This is a genomic window from Pararhizobium sp. LjRoot255, from assembly GCF_964252905.1.
Lineage (GTDB): Bacteria > Pseudomonadota > Alphaproteobacteria > Rhizobiales > Rhizobiaceae > Pararhizobium.
The window spans coordinates 2,163,919-2,184,386 of sequence record NZ_CAXUPQ020000001.1 but is presented as its reverse complement, the minus strand read 5'-3'; the positions used below and the strand labels follow the sequence as shown (position 1 = coordinate 2,184,386).

The following is a 20,468-nucleotide window of genomic DNA, read 5'->3' as shown; positions in this document are numbered from 1 at the left end:
CATGGAGGTTCTTTCCGTCGCCTCGGAAGTCTTTCCGCTGATCAAGACAGGGGGTCTCGCCGACGTGGCGGGCGCCCTGCCGGCGGCCCTGAAACCGCACGGTGTCCGCATGCGCACATTGATGCCAGGCTATCCGATCGTCATGCACAAGCTCAAGAAGCCGCAGAAGGTCGGCGGCTTCGACGATCTCTTCGGCCATCCCGCCTCGATCCTCGCTGTCAATCACGAGGGCCTCGATCTTCTCATCCTCGACGCGCCGGAACTGTTCGATCGCGATGGCGGCCCCTATGTCGACCGGCAGGGCCTGGACTACATCGACAATTTCCGCCGTTTCGCAGCGCTTTCGCTGGCAGCCGCCGAGATCGCAGGGGGGCTGTTGCCGAGCTGGAAGCCGGAGCTCGTTCACGTGCACGACTGGCAGGCGGCGCTGACCCCGGTCTATATGCGCTTTGGCCCGGCCCATGGCATGCCGGTGGTGCTCACCATCCACAACATCGCCTTTCAGGGCCAGTTTGGCTCTGACGTGTTTCCCGAGCTTGCGCTGCCGCCGGAGGCCTTTTCCATCAGCTTCGTCGAATATTTCGGGGATGTCGGCTTCCTCAAGGGCGGCCTGCAGACGGCGAACGCCATCACCACCGTCAGCCCCTCCTATGCCCAGGAAATCCTTACCCCCGAGTTCGGCATGGGCTTCGAGGGCCTGCTGACGGCGCGGCTCTCCCATCTCAGCGGCATCGTCAACGGCATCGACGCCGATGTCTGGAACCCGCAGACCGACACGCATATCGCCGCGAACTACGGCCCCACGACGCTGAAGAAGCGCGAGATCAACCGCAAGGCCCTGTCGGAGCATTTCGGCTTCGACAATGCGCCCGGCCCGATCTTCTGCGTCGTCAGCCGGCTCACCTGGCAGAAGGGCATGGACGTGCTCGCCGAGGTGATCGACGACATCGTCGACAATGGCGGCAAGCTTGCCGTGCTCGGCTCCGGCGATCCGTCGCTCGAAAGCGCCTTCCTGACCGCCGCCGCCCGCCATCCCGGCCGGGTCGGCATGGTCACCGGCTATAACGAGCCGCTGTCGCACCTGATGCAGGCCGGTGCCGATGCGATCATCATCCCCTCGCGCTTCGAGCCCTGCGGCCTGACCCAGCTCTACGGCTTGCGCTACGGCTGCGTGCCGATCGTCGCCCATACCGGCGGCCTTGCAGACACGATCATCGACGCCAATGAAGCGGCACTTGCGGCACGCGTCGCCACCGGCTTCCAATTCTCGCCCGTTTCTGCTGCGAGCCTGCGCCAGGCGCTTCGGCGCGCGTTTGCCGCCTACCGGCAACCGAAAGTCTGGGCCCGCCTCCAGGCCCAGGGCATGAAATCAGACGTTTCCTGGGATTTGAGCGCGCATCGCTATGCCGATCTCTATTCCAGTCTTCTTGCGAAAGGCTAAGACCTATGACCAAAATCGTGCAGACAACGCCCTATCTGGACCAGAAGCCGGGAACCTCCGGCCTTCGCAAGAAGGTGCCAGTCTTCCAGCAGAAGAACTATGCCGAGAATTTCATCCAGTCGATCTTCGACTCGCTCGAAGGCTTCAGTGGCGATACCCTGGTGATCGGCGGCGACGGCCGCTACTACAACCGCGAGGTCATCCAGATCGCCATCAAGATGGCGGCCGCCAACGGCTTCGGCCGCGTGCTGGTTGGCCGCGGCGGCATCCTGTCGACCCCCGCCGCCTCCAACGTCATCCGCAAATACAAGGCCTTCGGCGGCATCGTTCTGTCGGCCAGCCACAATCCCGGCGGCCCGACCGAGGATTTCGGCATCAAGTACAATATCGGCAATGGCGGTCCGGCCCCGGAAAAGGTCACCGACGCCATCTTTGCCCGCACCAGGACCATCGACCAGTACAAGATCGCCGACGTTCCGGACGTCAATCTCGACATCGAAGGCAGCCAGGACGTGGACGGCATGGAAGTCGTGGTGATCAACCCGGTCGCCGACTATGCCGAACTGATGGAAGAGCTGTTCGACTTCCCGGCGATCCGCCGCCTGCTGTCGGGCGGCTTCCGCATCGTCTTCGATGCCATGAGCGCCGTCACCGGCCCCTATGCCAAGGAAATCCTCGAAAACCGCCTCGGCGCCGCCAAGGGCTCGGTCTTGAACTTCATCCCGCTGCCCGATTTCGGCGGCCATCACCCGGACCCGAACCTCGTCCATGCCCGCGCCCTCTATGAGGAGATGATGGGCGAGGACGCCCCCGACTTCGGCGCCGCCTCCGACGGCGACGGCGACCGCAACCTGATCATCGGCAAGGGCATCTTCATCACCCCGTCCGACAGCCTCGCCATCCTTGCCGCCAATGCCACACTTGCCCCCGGCTATTCGAAGGGGCTCGCCGGCATCGCCCGTTCCATGCCGACCAGTGCTGCGGCCGACCGGGTCGCCGAAAAGCTCGGCATCGGCATCTACGAGACCCCGACCGGCTGGAAATTCTTCGGCAACCTGATGGATGCCGGCATGGTCACGATCTGCGGCGAGGAAAGTGCGGGCACCGGCTCCAGCCACGTCCGCGAGAAGGACGGGCTCTGGGCGGTGCTGCTCTGGCTCAACATTCTTTCCGTGCGCATGGAAAGCGTCGCCGATATCGCCAGCCAGCACTGGACCACCTACGGCCGCAACTACTATTCGCGTCATGACTACGAAGAAGTCGATACCGACGCCGCAAACGGCCTGGTGAGCGCACTGCGCGACCAGCTCTCCATCCTGCCCGGCAAGACCTTCGGCAAGCTCAAGGTCGCCACAGCCGACGACTTCTCCTACAACGACCCGGTCGACAAGTCGGTGAGCAGCAACCAGGGCATCCGCATCCTGTTCGAAGGCGGCTCCCGCGTCGTCTTCCGTCTCTCCGGCACCGGCACCTCCGGCGCCACGTTGCGCGTCTATATCGAACGCTACGAACCCGACGCCTCCCGCCACAACTTCGACACCCAGGAAGCGCTCGCCGACCTGATCGCCGTTGCCGACGAGATCGCAGGCATCAAGAGCCGCACGGGCCGGACGGAACCGACGGTCATTACGTAAGCCACGGACAGAGGGGACGAAACGGCAACTCCGCGACGTCGTCCCCTTGGGGGTGGCAGGGTACACGGAAGCTCTCCGGCAAGGTGGCGTCGGACACAAGCCCCTGGATCCTGTTCGGACGGTGACGCGTCTGGCGCCTCTGGCCGACATCCCGGCAACGCACAGGCCGAACGGTATCCGTGTCTGTGCGAAAGTCGAACCGGTATCATTTAAGGACTGGCATGGAATGAAACTGTTCTTCAGCCGCAATCCCAATCCTCGCCTCGCGGTCGCGGTGGCACGCCATCTCGACGCGGACGTCGAGTTTGAATATGCCTCGCCCTTCGCTAAGGGACAGGCTGAGCGATATCGCCCGCTCAATCCAAACCTGTCATTGCCGATACTCACAGGCTCGGGAAAAAGCCTCTGGGAGGCCGACGCCATAGCCTGCCGGCTTTCACGCGACGCCCATTCTGATTTCTGGCGCACCGGCGACGACGAACCCGAGATGATCCGATGGCTCAGTTGGGGCAAGGAGAACTTCGCAAGAGCTTGTGACATCGTCCATTTCGAACGCGGGACAAAACAGCGGTACGGGCTTGGCCCGATTGATCAGGACCGGGTTGAGGAGGGGTTGAGACGCTTCCGCACGGCCGCGGCGATCCTTGAGGCCGAGCTTTCCGAGCGAGGATGGCTGGTTGAAAATTCGGTTTCCTATGCCGACTTCCGCATGGCAGCCTTTCTTCCCTTCAACGATGTCGCCGGATTGCCGCTCGAGGATTACCCGTCTGTCGGCCGCTGGTATCGTCAGCTCGAAGCAATCGACGCCTGGCGCGATCCTTTCAAAGGGCTGGATGCGCCCGAATTGCCACCGGTCCCGGGTCACGCCACCTCCGCATGAAACTCCACCGGAATGACCATGCAGTCAGGGTGACGTCGGACGTCGGAGCTGCCTGTCACGGCTACACAAGCTCGACCTGCCACGGCCGCCATCGGACATGCTGCCAGGCGTGAGGTGGGACTGGCGCGCCCGCGGTTCCGGCAGCCTCACACCAGGAACCATGACTTTGAGACCTCGCTTCTGGCTTCTGAGCGCGTCACGCCGATATCGTGAAGTTGCTCGTCGCTGAGTTCCGAAAGCGCAAGCCGGCTGCTGCGCTTTTCGAAGTAACGCGCCGCGAGCGACAGGAAAGCCAGCCCTCGGCTTGGCATCAATATCCAGCGTGACCGGACGCGATCCGGCGCCAGCAACTCCGTTGCGTGATTGGGTATGTTTATCGTCATCTCGGTCAATCTCCGTTCGATCCTCCTCACGATGCACTGGATTTGATCCTTAAAGAAGCTTATGATCTTTATGCATCTCATAAGGATTTCTTTGGTGAACCTCGACCAGCTTCAGTCCTTCGTTCATGTTGCCGAACTCGGAAGCTTCACCGCCGCCGCCGAAAAGGCCGCGCTCACCCAGCCCGCCGTCAGCCTGCAGATAAAGCTTCTGGAACAGCGGCTTGGCGTCCGTTTGATCGAGCGTGTCGGCAGGCGCGCGCAGCCGACCCCGGCGGGCCTTGAGCTCCTCACCCACGCGAGGAGAATCATCCAGGAATTGGCCGATGCAGAGGAGTCGATGGTACCCCACAGGAGCGGCGTCGCCGGACGCGTCCGGATCGGAAGCGGCGCCACGGCCTTCATCCACCTCCTGCCCCTGGCCATTTCAAAGGCCAAGGCCAGAATGCCGGGGCTGGATATCACGGTTCGCATCGGAAATGCCGATGACATCCTGCGCGATCTGGAGGCAAATTCGCTCGATCTTGCGGTGGTAACGATGCCGGCATCGGGACGATCGCTCGAGGTCGAGGCGTTCTACGAGGACGAACTTATGGCGGTCGCGCCGAAAGGGGCCGAGATGCCCGCAGCGGGACCGGATGCGGCATTCATGAGCGAAAAGACGCTCCTCGTTTATGAAGGCGGCAATACGCGTCGGAGCATCGAGGAATGGATGTCCGCCGGCGGTGTGCGGCTGAAGCCCGCCATGGAATTCGGCAGCGTCGAGGCGATCAAGGAACTCGTCGCGGCCGGGCTCGGATGGTCTATCCTGCCCGGACTGTCCCTGAAGCGGGATCGCACGGATTTTCTGGAGGCCCGCCCGGTGCGCCCGAAGCTCGTGCGCCGCCTCGGCATCGTCGTTCGTCGCGACAAGCATCTCACGCGCGGCCTCAGGGAGGTCATGAAAGCCCTGCGCGAAACCAAGGCAGCCCCCGTTTCGTCTACCGCGTAGCATTATTTATCTCCTCGGCTGGTGTAGCCGCCTACCACGACGGATTTCTCGGACGTGGCGAACGTGTTTGCTTGCTCCCTCTTCTCCCCAGCGGGGAGAAGGTGGCGCAAGGCGCCGGATGAGCAAGAGCCGCTTGCTCCCCCGCCTGCCGCCCCCCTTATGGCCTCGCTTGCGCTCGGCACTTCTCCCCGCCGGGGAGAAGAGGGAGATCCACCTCCCCCTTGAGAGGAATGTCAACAATCCGCTTGCAACCCGGCTCAAAGCAGGGGCAAATCGCTGTCAAACCAAGCTGATATCCAATCTTCGTTCCCGCCAGCAGTCCCAAGGTGACCCCGATGCCGAACCCGCCCGCCCCCTCGCCCCTCGGCGCCACGATCGGAGATGACGGCACGACCTTCGCAGTCTGGTCCACTTCTGCTGCAGGCATCGAGCTCTGCCTCTTCGATGCAACAGGAGACATCGAGTTGCGCCGCCTGCCGATGCAACGCAACGAGGACGGCGTTCACAGCCTGACCGTCGCCGACGCAGCCGCCGGCACGCGTTATGGCTTCCGCGCCTGGGGAACCTACGCGCCGGACCAGGGCCTCTGGTTCGATCCCGCTAAATTGCTTGTCGACCCTTACGCCCGCCAACTCGACCGCCCCTTCCGCCACGATCCGCGCCTGTCGGTCTTCGGCGAAGACACCGCCGATCTTGTGCCGAAAGCGATCGTGACCAAGCCGGTGACGGCCCAAATAGCCGCGCCGCTTTTCCAGGCCGGCGGCCTGATCTACGAGGTCGCCGTCCGCCCCTTCACCATTCTGCACCCCGAGATTCCCGAGAACCTGCGCGGCACGATCGGCGCGCTGGCGCATCCGTCCATCATCACCCACCTGAAACGGATCGGCGTCTCGGCCGTCGAGCTCATGCCGATCACCGCCTGGATCGACGAACGGCATCTGCCGCCGCTCGGCCTCACCAACGGCTGGGGTTACAATCCGATCGCCCTCATGGCGCTCGATCCGCGCCTGGTGCCCGGCGGTATGGCGGAGCTTCGGGACGCGGTGGCAGTCCTGCATGCGGAAGGTATCGGCGTTATCCTCGACCTCGTCTTCAACCATTCCGGCGAAAGCGACCGGCTGGGTGCGACGCTCTCCATGCGCGGCCTCGATAATCACACCTATTATCGCCACGCCAGCGGCCAGCCCGGCGAACTGGTCAACGATACCGGCTGCGGCAACACCATCGCCTGCGACCACCCCATCGTGCGCCGCCTCATCCTCGACAGCCTGCGCCACTTCGTCCTCTCCGCCGGCGTCGACGGTTTCCGCTTCGATCTCGGCTCCATCCTCGGCCGCGACCTGAACGGCTTCCGCAGCGATGCCGCGCTTTTGACGGAAATGCTGGCCGATCCGCTCCTCAAGGACCGCGTGCTGATCGCCGAGCCTTGGGACATCGGCCCCGGCGGCTATCAGCTCGGCAATTTCCCGGCCCCCTTCCTCGAATGGAACGACCGCGCCCGCGACGACCTGCGCCGCACCTGGCGCGGCGACCGGCACGTCATCGGAGATCTGGCAACGGCGCTTGCCGGCTCCTCGAGCATCTTCTCGCGCAACGGCACCGAGACGCGCAGCGTCAACTTCATCGCCGCCCATGACGGCTTCACGCTGATGGATCTCGTCTCCTATGCCGGAAAGCACAACGAGGCAAACGGCGAGTACAATCGCGACGGCCACAACGAAAATCACTCCTGGAACAACGGCGCCGAGGGGCCGACGGACGATCCGCAGGTCCTCGATTTCCGCCGCCGCGACGTCATGGGCTTGCTCTCGACACTGTTTGCCACGCGCGGCACGGTCATGCTGACGGCGGGCGACGAGGCCGGCCGCAGCCAGCACGGCAACAACAATGCCTATTGCCAGGACAATCAGATCACGTGGGTCGACTGGACGGCGCTGGACGAGGACCTGATTACCCACACCGCTGCCCTAGCACAGATCCGCCGGCGCTTCGACGTTTTCCGCGCCACCGCCTTCTTCACCGGAAACGGTGATGTCGAATGGCTCAGGCTCGACGGTCAGCCGATTACCATCGGCGATTGGGAAAGCCCCGCGACCGATAACCTGATGATGGTGCTTGTGACCCGCGACGCCGTGCAGAACCGAAGCACCCGCCTTGCCGTCGTGATCAACCGCAGCCACGCCCCGCATCCCTTCCAGCTGCCGGTACGGCAAGGTGCCTGGTGGCAAAGCCTTCTACCTTCGGCCGGCGCCGGTCTCGGCATGATCGCGGCGCGCAGCGTCGGTTTCCACGTCGAAATTTTATGAACCTATACCGCGCGCCTGATTGCCGTTTTTCAAAAGAGCGGCATATAGAAGCGCGGGGATGTTTTTGATCGGGAAAGAGAATGCCGCGAGAAATTTCACTGTCTGACGTCACGGATCTGGTCGGCAAGGAGATCGGGGTCTCCGACTGGATCACGGTAACGCAGAAGACCATCGACGGTTTTGCCGACGCCACCGACGACCACCAGTTCATCCACACCGACCCGGTGCGGGCAGCAGCCGAAACGTCTTTTGGCGGCACGATCGCGCATGGATTCCTGTCGCTCTCGCTCTTGTCGGCGATGAACTACAATTGCCTGCCCACGGTGCGCGAGCAGACCATGGGCATCAATTACGGCTTCGACAAGGTGCGTTTCATGACGCCGGTGAAGTGCGGCGCGAAGGTGCGCGGCCGCTTCACCATGGCTGAAGCCCGCTTCCGCGGCGCCGGCATGCTGATGGTCACCTATGACGTCACCGTCGACATCGAGGGCGAACGCAAACCTGCACTGACCGCCAACTGGCTGACGATCATCCAGTTCGACCCGAAGGACCGGCCGCACGATGCCTGACGCCCAGACGACAGAGCAAACGGTCCGTCTCGCTTTCGTCAAGCAGGCAAGTTCCTGCCGGGGCCTCGGTTCGCCCTTCACTGCAGCCCTATGCACGCTCGCCGCCGAGCGGTTGACGGCCGCCCATCCAGTCGGCGAAAAAATCCTTTCGTGGCTTGGTGATCCCTCTCCCTACGGCGATTCCGTGCCGCTTCGCCTCGCCGGCGCACTGCATGCGCTGGTGCTGGCCGGCGCCGACCCGCAGCTCGCGGCTGTCTATCCGCCCAATGCCGCAGCGCCGGACGATCTCTGGAACGCCGTAGAACATGCCTGCCGCACGCATGTCGCCTTCATCCTCGATCGCCTGAAATCGGCGCCGCAGACAAACGAGGTGCGCCGCTCCGCAGCCCTGCTTCCCGGCTTCCTGACGATCTCCAGCCTGTTCCGCAAACCGCTGGTGCTGTCGGAAGTAGGCGCCAGCGCCGGGCTCAATCTGTATTGGGACCACTATGCCTACCGGTTGGGTGACATGTCCTGGGCCTTACAGCCGTCGCCGGTCCTGATTGCGCCTGAGTGGACCGGTCCGACGCCGCCCAACGTCCCCGTTGAGATCGCCAGCCGCGCCGGCTGCGATCTCAACCCGCTAAACCCGGCACGCGAGGACGACGCCCTGCGGCTTCTCGCCTATCTCTGGGCAGACCAGACCGACCGGCTGGAACGCACGCGCCTTGCCCTGGCGATCGCCGCCGCAAACCGCCAGATCGTGGAGTGCGCCGATGCGGTGGATTGGCTGGCGCGGCGGCTCCAGCCCGTTCACGAGGATCAGGTTCATGTGATCTACCACACGATCGCGTGGCAATATCTGCCGAAACCATTGCAGGAAAAAGGCGAGGCGCTGATCGCTGCCGCCGGAGCGCGCGCAACTGAGAGTGCGCCGCTTGCGCGGCTGCAGATGGAGGCGGACGATCAGAAACACAGCGCGGCGCTCAGCCTGCAAGTCTGGCCGTCAGGCGAAAAACACCCGATCGGCCGCGCCGATTTTCATGGCCGTTGGGTGGAATGGATCGGCTGGCCCTGCCTGCAGTGAGACTGATCGGCTCCGATATCGTGGCCAATGCCATGCCCCTCACCCTAACCCTCTCCCCGCAAGCGGGGAGAGGGGATAACAGTGTTCGCCGCTTGTCCCTTCGCCCCGTTTACGGGGAGAAGGTGCCCGACAGGGCGGATGAGGGGCTCGCTGTTTAGGCCGTGTTGCAGCAATCTAACCGGAACCCGTATGAGCCCGGCATGACGTATCAGTTGCCCGCATCCTCGGCGGCTTCGCTGAGAAGCCCGGAAACGTAAGGCGAGAACGACCGCCAGCACTCGACCCGGAACGTATCCTCGGCGGTGCGGAAAAGCACGACTTCCGCCTTTCCGAGAACGGTGCGCGAGCAGGCGCCGACCGGGAAGACCGCCAGCGACAGATCCTGTGGGCAGCCGCCATTGACCGCGACTTCCGCGCCCGGCCCCTTGACGATGACGGCGGTGTTCCTGTGGGAGATATCGGTCGCCGAATGGAGCACGCCGCTCGATGCGACCGCTGTCATCAGGTCTGCCCCGTTCTCGTCGATGATCAGCCACTCGTCAGGACCGAGCCACAGCGCGTGGCGGCCATGCGCAGAGGCCGAACTCTTGGCCTTCATCGGCAACGACAGGCCAAGCGCGAGGGAAAGCGCCGAAACGGCGTCCGGCTTGGCCCGCAACGACAGGCGGGTAGCCGGGGCTGCAGCCGAAAGTGTTGCAGCGCCGGAGCCGCCATGGAAGCCTGCGAGCGGCAGGGTACGGGTTGCCAGATCAGCCCCAATCAGATCAGCCATTGATGCGGCCTCCTTCCTTGTCAAAGAACACCATGTCGCTCACCTCGACGGCGATCGTCCGGTCCGGCATCGGCACGTAGAGCGTCTGGCCGAGCATCGCCTTGCCGCCGGCAACCAGCGCCAGCGCGATCGACCGGCCGCAATTCTCCGACCAGTAGGACGAGGTGACATGCCCGATCATCGTCATCGGCAGCGCCTGGTTCGGATCGGCGACGATCTGTGCGCCCTCCTCGAGCACCACCTTCGGGTCCTTGGTCAGCAGGCCGACGAGCTGCTTGCGGCCATCTGCCACCAGATCGGGGCGGCGCAGGCCGCGGATGCCGACGAAGTCCGGCTTCTTCTTGCCGACCGCCCAGTTGAGCGACGCATCGTCCGGGGTCACCGTGCCGTCGGTGTCCTGTCCGACGATGATGTAGCCCTTCTCGGCGCGCAGGATGTGCATCGTCTCGGTGCCGTAAGCGCAGGCGCCCATCGGTTCCGCCCGCTCCCAGATCGCAGCCCAGACGGCCGGGCCGAAGTCGGCAGGCACGTTGACTTCGAAGCCGGTTTCGCCGGTGAACGACATACGGAACAGCCGGGTCGGCACGCCGCAGATCTTGCCCTCACGAACGCTCATATGCGGGAAGGCTTCGTTGGAAAGATCGATGCCTTCCACCAGCGGCGCGATGATCTCGCGCGCCTTCGGACCCTGCACCGCGATGACGGCCCACTGCTCGGTGGCCGATGTCAGCCAGACGTTGAGATGCGGGAACTCCGTCTGGAGATAGTCTTCCATGTGGTTCATGACGCGGGCAGCGCCGCCCGTCGTCGTCGTCACGTGGAAGCGGTCCTCGGCCATGCGGCCGACGACGCCGTCGTCATAGATGAAGCCGTCTTCGCGCAGCATGATGCCGTAGCGGCAACGACCGGGCTTCAGCGTATCCCAGCTGTTGGTGTAGATCAGGTTGAGGAACTGAGCGGCATCCGGGCCGACCACTTCGATCTTGCCGAGCGTCGACGCATCGAAGACGCCGGCAACGTCGCGCACGGTCTTGCATTCGCGGTTGACCGCCTGATGCATGTCTTCGCCGGCGCGCGGGTAGTACCAGGCGCGCTTCCACTGGCCGACATCCTCGAACATCGCGCCCTGGGCTTCTTCCAAAGCGTGCATCGGCGTCTTGCGGGTCGGGTCGAACAGTTCGCCGCGCGAATGGTTGATCAGCGCACCGAAGGTCACCGGCGTATAGGGCGCACGGAAGGTGGTGAGACCGACCTTCGGGATTTCGCGGCCGAGCGTTTCGGCAGCGATCGCCAGGCCATGGATGTTGGACAGCTTGCCCTGGTCCGTCGCCATGCCGTTGGTGGTGAAGCGCTTGATGTGCTCGATCGAGTGCATGCCTTCGCGCACGGCAAGGCGGATGTCCTTGGCGCAGACGTCGTTCTGGAAGTCGATGAAGGCCTTGACGGTCGTGTCCGGTCCGGCCCCTTCGGCGGCCCCCGCCATGCCGCCGGTCCAGGCAAAGGCGTTGCTGCCGTGAACCTCGATCTTCTGTGATGCGGCAAAGCCTGACGCATTCGCCATCAGTTCGCCGGCCGCCAGCGATTCCTCGATGGTTGCCTGCAGGTCGTTGGTGCCGTTGCAGGCGCCGACGGACAGGCAATCCTGCGCGTAGGTGCCGGGCAGGAAGCGCTGGCTTTCGAAATCGTAGGCGACCTTGCCGCGTGACTGCGAGAACATGTGGACGGAAGGCGTCCAGCCGGCCGAAACCAAGAGGGCGTCTATGGCGATCGAACGGGCACGGCCGCCGCCGTTGCGGGCAACGGACATCGACGAGACGCGCAGCTTGCCGGCGGTATCGACGACGGCATGGCCGGCGAGAACTTCGATGCCGAGCTTGCGCGCCTCGGCCAGAACCGCCTCACCCGGCTTCTCGCGGCTGTCGACGATCGCCGCAACCGTGATGCCGGCGCGCTTGAGGTCGAAGGCGGCTTCATAGGCAGAATCGTTGGCCGTATAGACGCCGATCTTCTTGCCGACGGCGACACCGAAATGATTGAGGAAGGTACGGGCGGCAGACGCCAGCATGATGCCGGGACGATCGTTATTGGCGAACACCATGTGACGCTCGATGGCGCCGGTGGCGATGATGACGCGCTTGGCCCGGACCTGCCAGAGACGTTCGCGCGGCAGCTTCCTGTCGGGCTTGGCCAGATGTTCAGTGACGCGCTCCGTCAGGCCGACGAAGTTCTGGGCGTAGTAGCCGAAGGCGGTCGTGCGCGGCAGGACGGTGACGTTTTCCATCTGCGCCAGTTCGGCAGCAGTCGCCTGAGCCCAGGTATAGCCCTCGAGCCCGTTGACGGTGACGCTCTTGTCGAAATGCAGCGCACCGCCGACTTGCCCCTGCTCGTCGCAGATGATGACGCGCGCACCGGTCCTGGCGGCGGCAAGCGCTGCCGAAAGGCCGGCGACACCGGCGCCGATCACCAGCACGTCGCAATGGGCGTAGCGGCTGGAATAATGGTCGGTATCGTCCTCGGTCGGCGAGACGCCGAGACCGGCGGCGGCGCGGATCTGCGGCTCATAGACGTGCTTCCAGGCCTGCTTCGGCCACATGAAGGTCTTGTAGTAGAAACCGGCCGCAAAGAAGGGCGACAACAGGTTGTTGACCGCGCCGACATCGAAGGCGAGCGACGGCCAGCGGTTCTGCGAAATCGCCTTCATGCCGTCGAAGACTTCCTGAACCGTGGCGCGCACGTTCGGCTGCTTGCGGGCAGCATCACGCTCCACGCCGATCAGGGCATTCGGCTCCTCGACCCCTGCCGAGACGATGCCGCGCGGGCGATGGTACTTGAAGGAGCGGCCAACGAGATGGACGCCGTTGGCGAGAAGCGCCGAGGCGACCGTATCGCCTTCAAGCGCCGCATAGCTCTTGCCATCGAAGAAGAAACGCGCAGTCTTTGCAGGGGTGAGACGGCCTGCACCGGGGATACGATTGGCGCCGCTCATTTCGCACTGGACTCCGTGGCTTCATAGGTTTCGACTGTCGCTTCCGTGGCCGGGCGTAGCGTGCTGATATCGGGCTTCGGCAGGCCGGCCTTGTAGGTCGTCACGAACTTGTCGCTGACCGTGTCGCGGGCTGCGTTGAAGAAACGGCCGCAGCCGTTCAGGTGCCGCCAGCGCTCGTAGGTCAGGCCCTTGACGTTGTCGCGCAGGAAGAAGAACGCCTCGAATTCCTCGTCGGTCATCTCGGTCATGTTTGTGGGACGGGCGATGTGGGCGTCGCCTGCCTGGCGGAATTCGAGCTCGGAGCGCTCTTCCTCGCAATAGGGGCAATAGATCAGAAGCATGGTGTTTTCCCCTTAGTGCGCAACAGCGGCGGCGGCCGCTTCGTCGATCAGGCGGCCGGTGCGGAAGCGTTCCAGCGTGAACGGCGCGTTGATCTTGTGCGGCGCGTCGTTGGCGATGGTGTGGGCAAAGACATTGGCCGAGCCCGGCGTTGCCTTGAAGCCGCCGGTGCCCCAGCCGCAATTGACGTAAAGACCGGGAACCGGGGTCTTGGCCAGGATCGGCGAACGGTCCGGCGTCACGTCGACGATGCCGCCCCAGGAGCGCATCATCTTCATCCGGCGGAAGATCGGGAAGAGCTCGCAGATCGCGTCTAAAGTATGGGTGATGATCTGCAGGCCGCCGGTCTGGGAATAGGAGGAATACTGGTCGGTGCCGGCGCCGATGACGAGTTCGCCCTTGTCGGACTGGGAGATGTAGGCGTGCACCGTGTTCGACATGACGACGCAGGGGAAGATCGGCTTGACCGGCTCCGACACCAGCGCCTGCAGCGGATAGCTGACCAGCGGCATGCGCACATCGGCCATTTCCATCAGCACCGACGTATGGCCGGCGGCGACGACGCCGACCTTCTTCGCGCCGATGTAACCGCGGTTGGTCTCGACCCCGGCGATCGAGCCGTTGGCGTTGCGGCGAAGGCCGGTGACCTCACAGTTCTGGATGATGTGCACGCCGCGGTCGGCGGCAGCGCGGGCATAACCCCAGGCGACGGCATCGTGGCGGGCCGTGCCGCCGCGCCGCTGCAGGGCAGCACCGTTGATCGGGTAGCGGGCGGTGCGGGAAATATCGAGCGGCGGACAGAACTCCTTGGCCTGTTCCGGCGTCAGCCATTCATTATCGATGCCGTTCAACCGGTTGGCATGGATATGACGCTTGAACACCTGCTGGTCATGGATGTTGTGCGACAGCATCATGACGCCGCGCGCCGAATACATGACGTTGTAGTTCAGGTCCTGGCTCAGGCCGTCCCAGAGCTTCAGCGCATGGTCGTAGATCCCGGCGCTTTCGTCATAGAGATAGTTGGAGCGGATGATGGTGGTGTTGCGGCCGGTATTGCCGCCGCCGAGCCAGCCTTTTTCCAGGACGGCAATGTTGGTGATGCCGTGCTCCTTGGCGAGGTAATAGGCAGTGCCGAGGCCATGGCCGCCGGCGCCGATGATGATGACATCATACTCCTTGCGCGGCTCGGGCGACGTCCACTGCGCCTCCCATCCCCTGTGGCCGCGCATCGCTTCGCGAGCGACAGCAAAAACCGAATATTTGCGCATCCGCCTTCACACTCCGTAGGTCCCGCCGTAAGGCCGGTGAATTTCCTTGGTCGACGCTAGAAATCGCAAATCCCGAACTTCCGCAACGTTTCTTTTGCGACGCGAGACGGCGCGAGTCGCACGAGTTGCGACATGCCGCCTATTGATTTTCGATCACGATCTGTCGCTCGAACGAACCGGACCTGACACGCGCCATATGGCACCGTCATGACCAAAGACCGGGTTTCGCCGGAAAACCACGGCTGCCCCGCAAAATTCATGGGCCTGCGCAAGTCGTGTCTGGACTTTGGCGGATCGATCTGGTATCCGCTCTTTTCAATCGTAGGGCTTCTGGCTCTGCGAACCTATTTTATTGCCTCGTTGACCTGACTTCATGAGGCGATCACTCGAAACCAAAGGAACGGGATTAACGTGCAGGTACTAGTCCGCGACAACAACGTCGATCAAGCGCTTCGCGCACTCAAGAAGAAGATGCAGCGCGAGGGCATTTTCCGCGAAATGAAGATGCGCGATTACTACGAGAAGCCGTCCCAGAAGCGCGCCCGCGAAAAGGCTGAAGCCGTTCGCCGCGTTCGCAAGCTGGCTCGCAAGCGCGCACAGCGCGAAGGTCTGGTTTCGGGCGGCCGCACTGCGGCTCCGGCACGCTGATCCGCGCTTCCCGCACATAACACGCGTAAGTCCCGGCGGGGGCGACATGGTCGCCGCCGCCGTTTCTGTTTGAACCCGCCGCTTCAGGCCGGCTCAAACCTTGTGTGGCCGGATGAACATTCGGACGCATGCGGATGGTGCGCCTGGCGTGCCGCAATGTCTGCGGACAAGGAGCTGGCATCGACGGCGATGCTATGAGTTGCTCCTCGAGTTTGAAACTGCGCATATTCGCCCGATGCGCCTCTTGAGGTTTAGGGCATGCGCCCGAGGCTTCGCTTTATTGAGGGACCAATCTTGACATTAACTGCCAAGACTGCGGATTTTTCCGATCATTCCGGCCTTTGCGCCGCGCGTGCCAAACGGAGCGGTTTTGCTCTTGTCTCCCTGCTGGCGGTCGCCGCGGCACTGACGCTTTCCGGCTGCACGACGGCGGAAACGTCGAGCGACATGATGCGCGTCGAGCGGGCTCAAGGGTCCGAGCAAAACATTGCCTCCCTCTCCGGCGTGATCTCGGCCAATCCGAGCGATCCGGAAGGTTACAATGTCCGCGGCTCGGCTTACGGCCGCGCCGGCGAATTCCGCCGGGCGCTTGCCGACTTCAACAAGGCGATCGAGCTCAATCCGCGCTTCTACCAGGCCTACGCCAACCGGGCGCTGGTCGAGCGCAACATGGGCGACCAGGCAGCCGCGCAGGCCGACTACAACATGGCCCTGCAGCTCAATCCGCGATACGACGTCGCCTTCATCGGTCGCGGCAACCTCTACCGCCAGGCCGGCCAGCTCGATCAGGCCTTCAACGATTTCAACAAGGCGATCGAACTCGACACCACCGACCCGCGCGCCTATCACAATCGCGGCCTGATCTATCAGGCGCGCAAACAGCACACGCAGGCGATCGAAGACTTCTCGACCGCCATCTCGCTGGCGCCGAATTCGCCCGAGCCCTATAACGGCCGCGGCATCTCCTATGTTGCCATGAACGACGACGACAATGCGTTTTCGGACTTCAACACGGCGATCACCCTGAACGGCAAGATTGCCGAATCCTGGGCAAACCAGGCACTCGTCTATGAGCGCCGCGGCGACAAGGCGAAGGCTGCGAAATCCTACTCCTATGCCCTCAAGCTCGACCCGAAATACGAGCTTGCCCGCACAGGCCTCGCCCGCGTCAAGGCCGGTGCGTAACGGAAGAAACCCCTTCCGCGCACGCGTCAATCACCGACGGATCGAACGAAACCCGCTGCCACCGGCGGGTTTTTTGTTGCCGCGCATTTGCCGCAACGCGGAACCATCGCCGATCCCGGCCGTTAACGGGTCGTCATTTGCCGCATGCCTCTGGCCACGCCCCTCAAAGGCGTGGGCATGCGCAGCACCCAAAGTCGAGATTTTGCCGGCCCACCCAGACGGGCGGGTCGCCGCTCGAACAGGAGTAAAGATCATGTTGAAACGAGCAATCATCGCCGCTGCCCTCGCCTCCCTGTTGGCCGTGCCAGTCAGCGCCGCCAACTATATGACCCTCGGCCGGCTGGTCTGCGAGTCGCAAGGCGGAGTGGGCATGATCATCAGTTCCGAAAAGGCATTAAGGTGCACCTATACGCCAGCCGCCGGCGGTCCTGCCGCAATCTATGACGGCAAAATCGAGAAATTTGGCATCGACGTCGGCCAGACCGGCAAGAGTGTCATGATCTGGGAAGTGCTCGCCAAGACGGGTGTAAGCGACGCCGAATTTCCGCTGAGCGGTGAATATTACGGCATCGGCGCCGATGCGAGCTTTGCCGTCGGCGCCGGAGCCAAGGTGCTCGGCGGCGGGCTGAACAAGAATTTCGTTCTGCAGCCGGTCAATATTCAGGTCCAGGAAGGACTCAACATCGCCATCGGCGTCGAAAAGATGACGCTGGCCCCAGCTGCGATCTGATCTTGTTGATCTCCAGTCACAAAAATGCCCGCCTCGCCGGCGGGCATTTTACCTTTGATGGCCGTCGCCAGCTCAGTGGTTCATCGCCTTGACGATATCGTCGGTCATTTTCTTGGCGTCGCCAAGCAGCATCATCGTACCGTCCTTGTAGAACAGCGTGTTGTCGATGCCGGCATAGCCGGAGCCGAGCGAGCGCTTGACGAACAGGCAGGTCTTGGCCTTGTCGACGTCGAGGATCGGCATGCCGTAGATCGGCGAGGTCTTGTCGTCGCGCGCCGCCGGGTTGGTGACGTCGTTGGCGCCGATGACATAGGCGACGTCGGCCTGGGCGAATTGCGAGTTGATGTCCTCCAGCTCGAACACCTCGTCATAGGGCACGTTCGCTTCGGCGAGCAGCACGTTCATGTGGCCGGGCATACGGCCGGCGACCGGATGGATGGCGTATGTCACCTCGACGCCGTTCTTCTTCAGCGCATCGGCAAGCTCGCGCACCGCGTGCTGCGCCTGGGCAACCGCCATGCCGTAGCCCGGCACGATGATCACCTTGGAGGCATTGGCCATCAGGAAGGCGGCATCGTCGGCCGAGCCCTGCTTGACCGTGCGTTGGACGCCATCATCGCCGGCAACAGCGCCGTTGTCGCCGCCGAAGCCGCCAAGGATGACCGAGATGAACGAGCGGTTCATGCCCTTGCACATGATGTAGGAGAGGATCGCACCGGACGAGCCGACCAGCGCGCCGGTGACGATCAGCGCCAGATTGCCGAGCGTGAAGCCGATGCCGGCGGCGGCCCAGCCGGAATAGGAATTCAGCATCGAGACAACAACCGGCATATCGGCGCCGCCGATGGGCACGATCAACAGCACGCCCAGCGCCAGCGACAGGGCGACGATCGCCCAGAAGTCGAAATGGCTTTCCGAGACGGCGAGGCCGGTGATGAAGAAGACGATCAGCAGCACGAGCGCGATGTTGATGAGATGCCGGAACGGCAGCATGATCGGCTTGCCCGACATGCGCCCGTCGAGCTTCAGGAAGGCGATGATCGAGCCGGTGAAGGTGATGGCGCCGATGGCGACGCCGAGCGCCATCTCGACCAGAGCCTGGGCATGGATCGAACCGATCTCGCCGATGCCGAAGGAGGACGGCGTATAGAGCGCCGAGGCTGCTACCAGAACGGCGGCAAGGCCCACCAGCGAGTGGAAGCCGGCGACCAGCTGCGGCATCGAGGTCATGGCGATCGAGCGGGCGATATAGGCGCCCGCACCGCCGCCGATCGCAAGGCCGACGACGATCAGGACAAACCCGCCAAACGACGGCGTCGCCAGAAGCAGCGTCGTGACGATGGCGATGCCCATGCCGGTCATGCCGAGGATGTTGCCGCGGCGCGAGGTGGTCGGGTGCGACAGGCCGCGCAGCGCCATGATGAACAGCACGCCGGAGACGAGGTAGAGGAAGGCTGCGATATTGGGTGACATCAGCTCAGGCCCTCACTTGTCTTTGCGTCTGTACATGGCGAGCATGCGCTGGGTGACGAGGAAACCGCCGAAGATGTTGACCGAGGCGAGGACCAGCGCGACGAAGCCGAAGCCGGTGGCAAGGCCCGAGGCCGAGATGCCGACCGCCAGAAGTGCGCCGACGACGATGACCGAGGAGATCGCATTGGTGACGGCCATCAAGGGGGTGTGCAAGGCAGGCGTCACCGACCAGACGACGTAATAGCCGACGAAGATCGCCAGCACGAAGATCGCCAGCTGGAAGACGAAGGGGTCGATCGCCCCACTGGTCAGCCCGTGGGCGGCGACGCCCGCCGCATCCGGCACATATTCGGCTGCCGTGCGCACCGCTTCGACCGCCCGGTCGAGCTCGCCGATCGCCTTGTCGAGAAGGTCATTGGCCATCAAACATCTCCCTTGGACGGCAGCACTTCCCCCGAAGCGCCGGAACCGCCCTTTCCAATTTTCAAGCGGTGACTGCGGCCGGGGCCGGCGCGAAATTCGGATGCACGACCGCGCCGCCATGCGTCAGCATCGTCGCCTTGACGAGTTCGTCCTCGGCGTTGAGCGCGAGCGCCTTGGTTTCCTTGCTCACCATCGTCTCGAGGAAGGTGACGAGGTTCCTGGCGTAGAGTGACGAGGCCGAGGCGGCGATGCGGCCGGGCACGTTCAAGTAACCGACGACCTTGACGCCCTCGACCTCGACCACCTGATCGGCGACCGCGCCCTCGATATTGCCGCCGCGCTCGACGGCGAGATCGACGGCGACCGAGCCGGGCTTCATGCTTTTAAGCATCTCGCGCGTGATCAGCCGCGGCGCCGGCCGGCCGGGGATCAGCGCGGTGGTGATGACGATGTCCTGCTTGGCCAGGTGCTCGGCCGTCAGCGCTGCCTGCTTGGCCTTGTATTCAGCCGACATTTCCTTGGCGTAGCCACCGGCGGTTTCGGCTGCCTTGAATTCCTCGTCCTCGACGGCGATGAACTTGGCGCCGAGCGAGGCGACCTGTTCCTTCGAGGCCGGACGCACATCGGTGGCGGAGACGACGGCGCCGAGACGTCGTGCCGTGGCGATCGCCTGCAGGCCGGCAACGCCGGCGCCCATGACGAACACCTTGGCCGCCGGCACCGTGCCTGCCGCCGTCATCATCATCGGCATTGCCCGGTCGAATTCCGAGGCCGCGTCGATCACCGCCTGGTAGCCGGCTAGGTTCGCCTGGCTCGACAAGACGTCCATCGACTGCGCCCTGGTGATGCGCGGCATCAGTTCCATCGCGAAGGCGGAAACATTGGCCCTGGCCATGGCATCCAGCGCCTCACCGTTACCGTAGGGATCCATGATCGCCAGCACGATGGCGCCGGACTTGTAGGAGGCGACCTCGGACGACGACGGCCGGCGTACCTTCAGCACCACATCGGCGCTCGCCGCATCCGCGGCAGAGCCGATCCGCGCACCGGCCTTCTCGAACTCGCCGTCAGGTATACGCGACAGCAACCCGGCGCCCGCCTCGACAACGACGTCGAAACCGAGTGTCTTGAGCTTCTTGACGCTTTCGGGCGACGCGGCCACACGGCTCTCGTCCCCCACGTTTTCCAGCGGTATGAATACGGTCTCTGCCACAGGTGCCTCCCCGAGAGGGTTTCAGGTACCGGGCAATCGCCAGCCTCTCAACCCGCACATTCGATAGTCGCGCAAAGCCGTCAATGGCGGTAGCGCGCATGCTCTTCCAGGCCCGAACTGCCGGGCCACGGAAAAACCGGCACCTCACTCCCAGGTGCCCGTCT

The 20,468-nt window shown here is 63.7% G+C and carries 18 protein-coding genes; 10 read left to right on the top strand and 8 right to left on the bottom strand.

Going from position 1 to position 20,468, the window contains the following annotated elements; all coding sequences use genetic code 11:
- The first annotated feature begins 1 nt into the window (after window position 1).
- The 3 genes from glgA to ACSQ2W_RS10580 all read left to right on the top strand — a co-directional run bounded on the left by glgA (window position 2) and on the right by ACSQ2W_RS10580 (window position 3,955).
- Window positions 2-1,441, top strand: a complete 1,440-nt coding sequence (gene glgA, locus ACSQ2W_RS10590; protein WP_436086203.1) for a glycogen synthase GlgA — start codon at window positions 2-4, stop codon at window positions 1,439-1,441.
- A 5-nt stretch (window positions 1,442-1,446) separates the two neighbouring features.
- Window positions 1,447-3,075, top strand: a complete 1,629-nt coding sequence (locus ACSQ2W_RS10585; protein ID WP_436086202.1) for an alpha-D-glucose phosphate-specific phosphoglucomutase — start codon at window positions 1,447-1,449, stop codon at window positions 3,073-3,075.
- Window positions 3,076-3,301: 226 nt separating this feature from the next.
- On the top strand, window positions 3,302-3,955 hold the full coding sequence (locus ACSQ2W_RS10580) for a glutathione S-transferase family protein (RefSeq protein WP_436086201.1): 654 nt from the start codon (window positions 3,302-3,304) through the stop codon (window positions 3,953-3,955).
- A 146-nt stretch (window positions 3,956-4,101) separates the two neighbouring features.
- Here ACSQ2W_RS10580 and ACSQ2W_RS10575 read toward each other — a convergent pair whose 3' ends face one another.
- Window positions 4,102-4,338 (bottom strand): DUF1127 domain-containing protein, encoded by a 237-nt coding sequence (locus ACSQ2W_RS10575; protein WP_436086200.1) that lies wholly within the window; start codon window positions 4,336-4,338, stop codon window positions 4,102-4,104.
- Window positions 4,339-4,408: 70 nt separating this feature from the next.
- On the opposite strand from ACSQ2W_RS10575, the gene ACSQ2W_RS10570 reads away from it, so the two are divergent.
- The 4 genes from ACSQ2W_RS10570 to ACSQ2W_RS10555 all read left to right on the top strand — a co-directional run bounded on the left by ACSQ2W_RS10570 (window position 4,409) and on the right by ACSQ2W_RS10555 (window position 9,267).
- Window positions 4,409-5,326, top strand: a complete 918-nt coding sequence (locus ACSQ2W_RS10570; RefSeq protein ID WP_436087749.1) for a LysR family transcriptional regulator — start codon at window positions 4,409-4,411, stop codon at window positions 5,324-5,326.
- Between the two features lie 335 nt (window positions 5,327-5,661).
- The gene (glgX, locus tag ACSQ2W_RS10565) at window positions 5,662-7,632 is read left to right on the top strand and encodes a glycogen debranching protein GlgX (RefSeq protein ID WP_436086199.1); all 1,971 of its coding nucleotides are present in this window, start codon (window positions 5,662-5,664) and stop codon (window positions 7,630-7,632) included.
- 80 nt (window positions 7,633-7,712) lie between these two features.
- Entirely contained in the window at window positions 7,713-8,201 is a 489-nt protein-coding gene (locus ACSQ2W_RS10560) for a MaoC family dehydratase (protein WP_436086198.1), read from the top strand.
- Complete coding sequence (locus tag ACSQ2W_RS10555) at window positions 8,194-9,267, top strand: DUF2332 domain-containing protein (protein WP_436086197.1); 1,074 nt, start codon at window positions 8,194-8,196, stop codon at window positions 9,265-9,267. The genes ACSQ2W_RS10560 and ACSQ2W_RS10555 overlap by 8 nt, the downstream gene beginning before the upstream one ends.
- Window positions 9,268-9,475: 208 nt before the next feature.
- Here ACSQ2W_RS10555 and soxG read toward each other — a convergent pair whose 3' ends face one another.
- The 4 genes from soxG to ACSQ2W_RS10535 are packed head-to-tail and all read right to left on the bottom strand — an operon-like array spanning window position 9,476 to window position 14,632.
- Window positions 9,476-10,039, bottom strand: a complete 564-nt coding sequence (gene soxG, locus ACSQ2W_RS10550) for a sarcosine oxidase subunit gamma family protein (protein WP_436086196.1) — start codon at window positions 10,037-10,039, stop codon at window positions 9,476-9,478.
- Window positions 10,032-13,025 (bottom strand): sarcosine oxidase subunit alpha, encoded by a 2,994-nt coding sequence (locus ACSQ2W_RS10545; protein ID WP_436086195.1) that lies wholly within the window; start codon window positions 13,023-13,025, stop codon window positions 10,032-10,034. The genes soxG and ACSQ2W_RS10545 overlap by 8 nt, the downstream gene beginning before the upstream one ends.
- Window positions 13,022-13,366 carry a sarcosine oxidase subunit delta gene (locus tag ACSQ2W_RS10540; protein ID WP_436086194.1) on the bottom strand — a complete coding sequence of 115 codons (345 nt, stop codon included), beginning with the start codon at window positions 13,364-13,366 and terminating at the stop codon, window positions 13,022-13,024. Before ACSQ2W_RS10540 ends, ACSQ2W_RS10545 begins: the two co-directional genes overlap by 4 nt.
- Before the next feature lie 12 nt (window positions 13,367-13,378).
- On the bottom strand, window positions 13,379-14,632 hold the full coding sequence (locus ACSQ2W_RS10535; RefSeq protein WP_436086193.1) for a sarcosine oxidase subunit beta: 1,254 nt from the start codon (window positions 14,630-14,632) through the stop codon (window positions 13,379-13,381).
- 411 nt (window positions 14,633-15,043) lie between these two features.
- Between ACSQ2W_RS10535 and rpsU the strand changes: the two genes are divergently transcribed.
- The 3 genes from rpsU (at window position 15,044) to ACSQ2W_RS10520 (ending at window position 17,195) form a co-directional block, all read left to right on the top strand.
- Complete coding sequence (rpsU, locus tag ACSQ2W_RS10530; protein WP_037120916.1) at window positions 15,044-15,280, top strand: 30S ribosomal protein S21; 237 nt, start codon at window positions 15,044-15,046, stop codon at window positions 15,278-15,280.
- A 294-nt stretch (window positions 15,281-15,574) separates the two neighbouring features.
- On the top strand, window positions 15,575-16,465 hold the full coding sequence (locus ACSQ2W_RS10525; protein ID WP_436086192.1) for a tetratricopeptide repeat protein: 891 nt from the start codon (window positions 15,575-15,577) through the stop codon (window positions 16,463-16,465).
- Between the two features lie 253 nt (window positions 16,466-16,718).
- Complete coding sequence (locus ACSQ2W_RS10520; RefSeq protein WP_436086191.1) at window positions 16,719-17,195, top strand: DUF992 domain-containing protein; 477 nt, start codon at window positions 16,719-16,721, stop codon at window positions 17,193-17,195.
- 72 nt (window positions 17,196-17,267) lie between these two features.
- On the opposite strand, the gene ACSQ2W_RS10515 is transcribed toward ACSQ2W_RS10520, so the two are convergent.
- The 3 genes from ACSQ2W_RS10515 to ACSQ2W_RS10505 form a co-directional block, all read right to left on the bottom strand.
- A complete protein-coding gene (locus tag ACSQ2W_RS10515) occupies window positions 17,268-18,668 on the bottom strand; it encodes an NAD(P)(+) transhydrogenase (Re/Si-specific) subunit beta (protein WP_436086190.1) in 1,401 nt (466 codons plus the stop codon).
- Between the two features lie 12 nt (window positions 18,669-18,680).
- The gene (locus ACSQ2W_RS10510; RefSeq protein WP_436086189.1) at window positions 18,681-19,091 is read right to left on the bottom strand and encodes a proton-translocating transhydrogenase family protein; all 411 of its coding nucleotides are present in this window, start codon (window positions 19,089-19,091) and stop codon (window positions 18,681-18,683) included.
- Between the two features lie 61 nt (window positions 19,092-19,152).
- Window positions 19,153-20,304: a Re/Si-specific NAD(P)(+) transhydrogenase subunit alpha gene (locus ACSQ2W_RS10505; protein WP_436086188.1), complete on the bottom strand. Its 1,152-nt coding sequence runs from the start codon at window positions 20,302-20,304 to the stop codon at window positions 19,153-19,155.
- Window positions 20,305-20,468 lie beyond the last annotated feature (164 nt).

What these genes read in the sequence shown, in the direction of transcription:
- ACSQ2W_RS10515 (WP_436086190.1), bottom strand. Translation starts at nt 18,668, where the DNA reads ATGTCACCCAATATCGCAGCCTTCCTCTACCTCGTCTCCGGCGTGCTG.
- glgX (WP_436086199.1), top strand. Translation starts at nt 5,662, where the DNA reads ATGCCGAACCCGCCCGCCCCCTCGCCCCTCGGCGCCACGATCGGAGAT.
- ACSQ2W_RS10545 (WP_436086195.1), bottom strand. Translation starts at nt 13,025, where the DNA reads ATGAGCGGCGCCAATCGTATCCCCGGTGCAGGCCGTCTCACCCCTGCA.
- ACSQ2W_RS10570 (WP_436087749.1), top strand. Translation starts at nt 4,409, where the DNA reads ATGCATCTCATAAGGATTTCTTTGGTGAACCTCGACCAGCTTCAGTCC.
- ACSQ2W_RS10540 (WP_436086194.1), bottom strand. Translation starts at nt 13,366, where the DNA reads ATGCTTCTGATCTATTGCCCCTATTGCGAGGAAGAGCGCTCCGAGCTC.
- ACSQ2W_RS10555 (WP_436086197.1), top strand. Translation starts at nt 8,194, where the DNA reads ATGCCTGACGCCCAGACGACAGAGCAAACGGTCCGTCTCGCTTTCGTC.
- soxG (WP_436086196.1), bottom strand. Translation starts at nt 10,039, where the DNA reads ATGGCTGATCTGATTGGGGCTGATCTGGCAACCCGTACCCTGCCGCTC.
- ACSQ2W_RS10560 (WP_436086198.1), top strand. Translation starts at nt 7,713, where the DNA reads ATGCCGCGAGAAATTTCACTGTCTGACGTCACGGATCTGGTCGGCAAG.
- ACSQ2W_RS10585 (WP_436086202.1), top strand. Translation starts at nt 1,447, where the DNA reads ATGACCAAAATCGTGCAGACAACGCCCTATCTGGACCAGAAGCCGGGA.
- ACSQ2W_RS10575 (WP_436086200.1), bottom strand. Translation starts at nt 4,338, where the DNA reads ATGACGATAAACATACCCAATCACGCAACGGAGTTGCTGGCGCCGGAT.
- ACSQ2W_RS10580 (WP_436086201.1), top strand. Translation starts at nt 3,302, where the DNA reads ATGAAACTGTTCTTCAGCCGCAATCCCAATCCTCGCCTCGCGGTCGCG.
- ACSQ2W_RS10520 (WP_436086191.1), top strand. Translation starts at nt 16,719, where the DNA reads ATGTTGAAACGAGCAATCATCGCCGCTGCCCTCGCCTCCCTGTTGGCC.
- ACSQ2W_RS10535 (WP_436086193.1), bottom strand. Translation starts at nt 14,632, where the DNA reads ATGCGCAAATATTCGGTTTTTGCTGTCGCTCGCGAAGCGATGCGCGGC.
- glgA (WP_436086203.1), top strand. Translation starts at nt 2, where the DNA reads ATGGAGGTTCTTTCCGTCGCCTCGGAAGTCTTTCCGCTGATCAAGACA.
- ACSQ2W_RS10510 (WP_436086189.1), bottom strand. Translation starts at nt 19,091, where the DNA reads ATGGCCAATGACCTTCTCGACAAGGCGATCGGCGAGCTCGACCGGGCG.